Origin of the sequence: Leptolyngbya cf. ectocarpi LEGE 11479 (assembly GCF_015207065.1) — a bacterium.
Classification (GTDB): domain Bacteria; phylum Cyanobacteriota; class Cyanobacteriia; order Phormidesmidales; family Phormidesmidaceae; genus Leptothoe; species Leptothoe ectocarpi.
The window spans coordinates 1-6,582 of record NZ_JADEXP010000354.1 but is presented as its reverse complement, the minus strand read 5'-3'; the positions used below and the strand labels follow the sequence as shown (position 1 = coordinate 6,582).

The 6,582-nt window shown below is 50.6% G+C and carries 6 protein-coding genes; 5 read left to right on the top strand and 1 reads right to left on the bottom strand.

What is annotated here, in order from left to right:
• Positions 1-83: 83 nt before the first annotated feature.
• The 5 genes from IQ260_RS25440 to IQ260_RS25420 all read left to right on the top strand — a co-directional run bounded on the left by IQ260_RS25440 (position 84) and on the right by IQ260_RS25420 (position 5,740).
• The gene (locus IQ260_RS25440; RefSeq protein WP_193995879.1) at positions 84-1,880 is read left to right on the top strand and encodes a serine/threonine protein kinase; all 1,797 of its coding nucleotides are present in this window, start codon (positions 84-86) and stop codon (positions 1,878-1,880) included.
• Between the two features lie 98 nt (positions 1,881-1,978).
• Complete coding sequence (locus IQ260_RS25435; protein WP_193995878.1) at positions 1,979-2,455, top strand: carboxypeptidase-like regulatory domain-containing protein; 477 nt, start codon at positions 1,979-1,981, stop codon at positions 2,453-2,455.
• 386 nt (positions 2,456-2,841) lie between these two features.
• Complete coding sequence (locus tag IQ260_RS25430; protein ID WP_228016422.1) at positions 2,842-3,549, top strand: methyltransferase domain-containing protein; 708 nt, start codon at positions 2,842-2,844, stop codon at positions 3,547-3,549.
• A gap of 30 nt (positions 3,550-3,579) precedes the next feature.
• Positions 3,580-5,355: a Rieske (2Fe-2S) protein gene (locus IQ260_RS25425; RefSeq protein ID WP_193995877.1), complete on the top strand. Its 1,776-nt coding sequence runs from the start codon at positions 3,580-3,582 to the stop codon at positions 5,353-5,355.
• A gap of 196 nt (positions 5,356-5,551) precedes the next feature.
• On the top strand, positions 5,552-5,740 hold the full coding sequence (locus IQ260_RS25420) for a hypothetical protein (RefSeq protein WP_193995876.1): 189 nt from the start codon (positions 5,552-5,554) through the stop codon (positions 5,738-5,740).
• A 339-nt stretch (positions 5,741-6,079) separates the two neighbouring features.
• Here the strand turns inward: IQ260_RS25420 and IQ260_RS25415 are convergent.
• A partial coding sequence (locus IQ260_RS25415; protein WP_193995875.1) for a M15 family metallopeptidase occupies positions 6,080-6,582 on the bottom strand: 503 nt, incomplete at its 5' end.

Sequence of the window (6,582 nt, the reverse complement as noted above, 5' to 3'; positions counted from 1 at the left end):
GTTGAAGATCGTGTGTTTTGGCCAGATTGGCATGGTGTTCCACGCTATGTAGTAGTAAATGCCCTGCCCTTAACCCTGCCAATATGACAAGCCCGACGGATTCATCTCTGAAGTTTGGCCTACCTGACTTTTCTGAACAAGGTTTTCAAGTCAAGTCTGAACTAGGTGCCAATCGGGCTGGTGGACGCATCACCTATCTAGCGATTCACCTCAAAACGGGACAACGGGTGGTGATTAAACAGTTTCAAATTGCCGGTTCGTCCCATTGGGGAGGCTATGAGGCTCTACGTCAGGAGGCCCAGGTATTAAAGAGTCTAGAACACCCAGGTATTCCTAGATATCTGGGTGTTTTTAGGTCCGATGACGGGGTATGCATGGTGCAGGAATATAAGCGCGCCGAAAGCCTGGCTAAGCCGCGTAGCTTTAGTCCTGATGCTATCCGTGAGATTGCGATCGCATGTTTAGAAATCCTGGTTTACTTGCAAAATCGGATTCCACCGATTATCCACCGGGACTTTAAACCCGCCAACATTCTAGTCAGCAAATCGCTGGATGTTTATTTGGTCGACTTTGGCTTTGCTCGCATCGGCGACGGTGAGGTGGGCGTCAGCAGCGTGGTCAAAGGCACCCTAGGGTTTATGCCGCCGGAGCAAATCTTTAATCGACAGCTCACCGAAGCATCGGATCTCTATGGATTGGGCATGACCCTGATGTGTCTCATCTCCAATACCCCAGCCGACCAGGTGGGGACATTAGTAGACGTCACCTACCAAGTAGACTTTGAACAGTTAAAAGCCAATGTCAGCTCTGTGTGGATCCAGTGGCTTAAAAAAATGGTCGATCCGCGTCTGGAACATCGCTTTGCCAATGCTATGGCCGCCCTGGACGCAGTGCCAGACCATGGGTTACGACAGCCCCAGACTAGCTTTAGTACCCTCACCATCGACCTGACTGCTCACACTCGCGGAGAGACCCTCACCACCGATATCCAACTCACCAATGCCGTTCCAGAAACCACATTGACCGGCACTTGGCAGGTGGCTGCCCACGATAGCGATCCTGAACCCATCGACGGCCATCATCGTTGGATCGATTTCTCCCCCGTTAAGTTGCAGGGGAACGATGTGACCACTCAGCTGCACATCGATACCAGCCAGCTCATGACTGGCAAGACTTACCAGCGCACGTTGCTGTTTAACAGCAATGCTCAGCAATCCGTCAAATCCTTAAACTTAACAGTACAGACGGCCCCCAGCCCCCTGCAGTATTATCCCAGCACTCCCTATGGCCTTCTCCTGGTTTTATTTGGCGTTTGCTGGATAACAGTTCGGGCATTATCTGCCCTGACGCCGGAGTACACCCTTCTCACCCCAGCTATCTACCATGCGTTGTTCCTATTGGCCCTGTTTGGCAACGGTCTAGGTTTACAGATGGCGGGCTGGTTACTGCATGAGGCCAAACTGAATTCTCCAGCGGCTCGGGTCATCATGTTTGTGGGGGCCATTGCCGTTGCTTTGATGGGACCCCTGTATTTATTACTCAATGTCAGGGCCACCGACAGCGCGACTGCGGTGATTACCATTGGCCTGAGCATTTTCAGCGGCACATTACTGGGAATTCTAAATGGCTTCACGATTGAGGGGTTCTGGCGGCGTGGCTTTAAACCGGCCATTGCGATTGGTCTATCCCTGGGCACGGGCTTGCTAGGGATTTTGCTAGGGCTAATCCATGGATTTGCGCTCAGCACCCCTTGGATGATCTTTAGTCTGATTGCCAATGCTATCGGGATTGGCACGATGCTGACCTATCTACCGGTTAAACGCGCCCAGGCCATAGCGCTGCATCGACGCAGTATGGAACGACGCTTAATTCGACCATAGTTTTTTTATAGGTCGCTTGAAGTGTGATCATGGCTTAATATGCGATCGCATTTTGGGCCATAGGGGTTAGCATGATGATGTTCTAAGGGATTTGTGCGATGACTCTTCAAAAACTGACACCGTTCCTAGTGTTTGGGATGCTGCTTACAGTCACCAACAAAGCATCGGCCCATATGGTTGAGACCAACTACGCCCTCGATCGACTTGCCAATGCCGAGCAAGTGTTAAATATGCAGAGTACCTTTAGCAACGGCACCCCCCTCAAGGGAGCTAAGGTGACTGTATATTCCCCCAATAATCCGGTCACTCCCTGGGCTCAGGGTACCACCGATAGCGAAGGTCGGTTTAGCTTTAGTCCAGATCAGTCTCTGGCAGGGGACTGGGAAGTCAACATCCAGCAGCAGGGACATGGGGATATCCTAACGGTACCCGTTGATGAAAGTGGAGTTTCGTCTGAGTTAATTAGCGATCGCGGCGACACCGACATCCACTACAGTAATACCTCTTATCTCGGCTGGGTCTTATCCCTAGGCACACTACTCACCCTAGGCCTCTGGCATCGCTTCCAAAAGTAATAACAACTCTGTCAAACCATAACTCTCAAAGAACACCTCCTAAGGTGTTCTTTGTTAACTGCATAGATTTTCTAACTTCCCCCTTTTCAAGGGGGATTGAGGGGGATCGGCAAAACCTATCAATGCTGGAGGAACCCTCCCTAACCTCCCTTGAAAAGGGGGGCATATCAAAGCAATCAAATTATTTCTTAACAGATCCTTACTCATCATTCAAAACTTCGTGTTTTTTGAATGTCATCAAATAGCAGACAACTTAACAACTTTATTTCTCTTTAGCTTTCTCTTGCGAAGTTAGTCACTCGCTACGTCTCTTCAGCATCAATCGTGACTAACTTCCCCTCGCGCACCAACAAAGGATTAGCATCTGCATATTAGATGCATATTGTATGTCTAAAGGTCAGCAGAACACCAAAGCAACTATGCAGCTAGATGAGATTGTGCCTTGGGGACGAACATTCAAAGAGTACAAACTCATGTTCAATCTCTCAGAGTCAGATCTAAATGCCAACATTCTGGGCTGTGGGGATGGGCCAGCTAGTTTTAATGCTGAAATGACAAGCCAGAACTACTCCGTAATTTCTATCGATCCGATTTATTTATTTTCGGCTCAGCAAATTAGACAACGGGTTCAGGAGACTTATAAAACTATCATTTCGCAAGTGCGACAAAACTCGGACCAGTATATTTGGAAAAATTTCCGCGATGTAGACGAGTTGGGAGCTTCTCGTCTGAGCGCAATGGAACGTTTTTTAGCGGATTATGACGTTGGCAAAGCAGAAGCTCGCTATCTTCCCCAGTCATTACCGAGTCTAGATCTGGCAGATAATCAGTTCGACCTGTGCCTATGTTCCCACTTGCTTTTTCTCTATTCAGCACAGCTGTCGCTTGAGTTTCATGTTGAAGCTATTCATGAACTTTTACGCGTTTCAAAAGAGGTTCGTATCTTTCCGTTGCTCAGGCTTGATGGAGAACTGTCTTCCTATGTTAAGCCGGTGATCCAAAAGATGTCTCAACAGGGAATTAGCACGAAGATTCAATCTGTCGCTTACGAATTTCAAAAGGGTGGTAATCAAATGTTGCATATCCAGCGTTAAAGCTCTGTTTTTTAGAGGAGAACTATAGCCATGCTAAAAACTCACCTGAATAATGTAGACGGTCAGCACTTGGTGCAGGTGGCCCAAGTTGCAGATGTGCAGGCCGCTGGGGTGATGGTGGTGCATGCTGAGGGCCATGCGATCGCACTTTTCCACCATCACGGAAAGATTTATGCCATCGACAATCGCTGCCCTCACATGGGCTTTCCACTTCACAAAGGCAGTGTTAAAGACTGTGTTCTTACCTGTCACTGGCACCATGCCCGCTTTGATCTAACCAGTGGAGGCACCTTTGATATTTGGGCAGATGACGGTCGAGCCTTTCCAGTAGAGGTGCAAGCGGGTCAGGTCTGGGTGGATCTCACCCCTAGAGAAAAAACTAAAGCCTATCAACGCCAGCGGTTAGTGGATGGTTTAGAGCAAGGTCTTTCCCTAGTTGTGGCCAAGTCGGTCATTGCCCAACTAGCCGCGCATGAGGGACCAACGGCAGCGTTTCAAACGGGCCTGGATTTTGGCGTTCGCTACCGCCGCCAAGGCTGGGGCACTGGTCTCACCATCCATACTTGTATGATGCAGCTGATGCCCCATTTGCAGGCAGACGATCGGCCGCGGGCGCTTTACCATGGGCTATCCGCCGTCGCCCGTGACTGTGCTGGTGAGCCCCCTCGATTTGCGATCCAACCCCTGCCCAGTACGCCTGTGGATTTTCAGCTCCTGAAAGGGTGGTTTCGTCAGTTTATTGAGGTACGCGATGACCAAGGTGCGGAGCGGTGTTTAGCTTCCGCAATTCAGGCTGGTGTGGAACCGACACAGCTGGCGGACATGCTGTTTTCAGCAGTCACCGATCATCGTTTTATTGATGGCGGACATGCCCTCGACTTTACCAATAAGGCTCTGGAGGCCCTCGATCGGGTTCAGGGCGAGAATGCAGCGGGTATCCTCACCAGCCTAGTGCGCGGATATGCCCAGGCAGAACGCATGGAAGAGTCGAATGCTTGGCGCTACCCGATTGATTTGGTGGCTATTTTGGAGCGGGCGTTTGAGGCATTACCCGCTGCGATCGCAGCGGGTAATGCCCAAAGAGCGAGCCAGGGGAATCGCAGTACCAACGTCGAGCAGCTAATCCCGACTTTGCTAGGAGACAATCCAGATGCGATCGCCGATAGCTTATTGAATACGCTACACCAGGGCTGCACCGCCGATGACCTAGCCGGTATCGTCGCCTATGCGGCTGCCCTACGCATTGCCCAATTTCAGACCAACAACGACTTTCGAGATTGGGACACGGCCCATCACACGTTCACATTTGCCAATGCTGTTCATCAGGGTCTAAAGCGGGTGACATCTGACGAACTCTTGCGAGGGGTGTTTGATGCGGCAATGGCCGTATATCTCAATCGATTTTTGAACGTCCCACCCGCACGCTTGCCCAATCCCCAAAAGCGGGTTGAGACTCCCGCTAAGCTTCTAGACGAGTTGCCTGAAATTCTTAACCGTCAGCAGCAGGTGAATGCCGCTGGCAATCTTGTGGGAGCTTATCTCCACAGTGGCGGAGACCCGACTGCTTTGCTAGCAGTTTTGGGCCAATTACTACTGCGGGAAGACCGAGATTTTCACACAATTCAAAATGTGGAGGCCGCTGTGCAACAGTATCAACACTGGCAGAACCACGAGGCTGGTATTCATATTTTGGTGGCAACCGCGCGATATCTAGCCGCCCACGCCCCGACCATGCGCGCTCAAGGGCAAACCTATGGGATAGCTGCGCGTTTACACAAGGGCGATCGCATGTATGAAGAAGATTAAATCTTGGACTGATGCAAATGGATAAACCCAAGGTCGCTATGGCTACGACTGCCAGCCGATGACTAGTCTTCCAACACAGTAATTATGAGAGCAATGATTAACAAATGTAAACAAACATATAAAGACTGTTAATGTAGTCACCAACATCAACTGGGCTACACACCCACGTTCCTTGCAGCCTTCTGGCTTTAAAAATATGAATATTACATCTGGTACACCTGTTCAGCTTCCCGATGGGCGATATGGTGTGGTAATTCCATCGGCTTATCGTTTGAGCGGTCGCGTGCGCGTGAAGATACAGGGAGGACGTAAGGTGTGGCTCAAGGAGGACGAATGCGTACGAGCCTATGCTATAGAAGAAGCCACTGATGTCACTGCGTCTTAGATGACTGTGGGGCATATGAGAGAACAACACTTTTTACTCATCCCCTCGATGTAGGAAGAGACAACTTAATCCTCTCCTCGGGGAGGCAACAGGGTGGATCAACTGACGGTGTCAACGTCCGAATTCAATGCTAACGACGGGCTAATGGCCAAGTGGGTTGCTCAGGGCTTTCCTCCCTGAAACCCTCCATTCGTGGGGACCTCAACGTCCCCACACCCCTTGCACAAGAGGTTTGTTGGATACTGGCTAAAAGTGGTTGCACTGGTGATCGGTAGGGGGTTACGCTGCTCTGCATTCGCTCCGCACCGTAAAGGGGGGGTGTCTCACTGGTGGGACTAATCAGTCCTGATAAAACAGTTCCAAACTCTCCTGGTTACCTACATAGCGCCAGTGCCAGGGCTCGTAGGTAACATTCTGTTCGTTATCTTTCGGGAACGACAGTTCAAAGCCGTAGTATGCTGCGTTCTCTTCTAGCCAGCGAAAGGCATTGGTGTTTTCAAACGAGGCGTTAAGCTCGGTGGCGGGTTGAGCTGTGTCGATAAAGTCCACCGCGTAGCCTGTGTGATGTTCGCTGTAGCCAGGAGGCGCGCTGACTTCAGCTCTGGTCTGGGCTGTTTCTCCCCGTTCTGCTTTGAGGTCAAAAAAGAGATATTGCTGATCCTCTAGCGAACGAAACCCAGAAATCACATCCAAACTGGCCCCGGCTGAGCGCGCCTGAATCATCATCGTTTCTACTTTTTGCGCCACCTCAGGGTGGAGCCGCACCATGGGATTAGTCGATATGGCTACCAGGCTGTTAGCATCGGCCACATCGTAAGGACGGTGACCTAGCAGATCGCCGT

Bases quoted from the DNA above. Each gene is read 5' to 3' on its own strand.
- IQ260_RS25435 (WP_193995878.1), top strand. From the start codon at position 1,979: ATGACTCTTCAAAAACTGACACCGTTCCTAGTGTTTGGGATGCTGCTT.
- IQ260_RS25420 (WP_193995876.1), top strand. From the start codon at position 5,552: ATGAATATTACATCTGGTACACCTGTTCAGCTTCCCGATGGGCGATAT.
- IQ260_RS25430 (WP_228016422.1), top strand. From the start codon at position 2,842: ATGTCTAAAGGTCAGCAGAACACCAAAGCAACTATGCAGCTAGATGAG.
- IQ260_RS25440 (WP_193995879.1), top strand. From the start codon at position 84: ATGACAAGCCCGACGGATTCATCTCTGAAGTTTGGCCTACCTGACTTT.
- IQ260_RS25425 (WP_193995877.1), top strand. From the start codon at position 3,580: ATGCTAAAAACTCACCTGAATAATGTAGACGGTCAGCACTTGGTGCAG.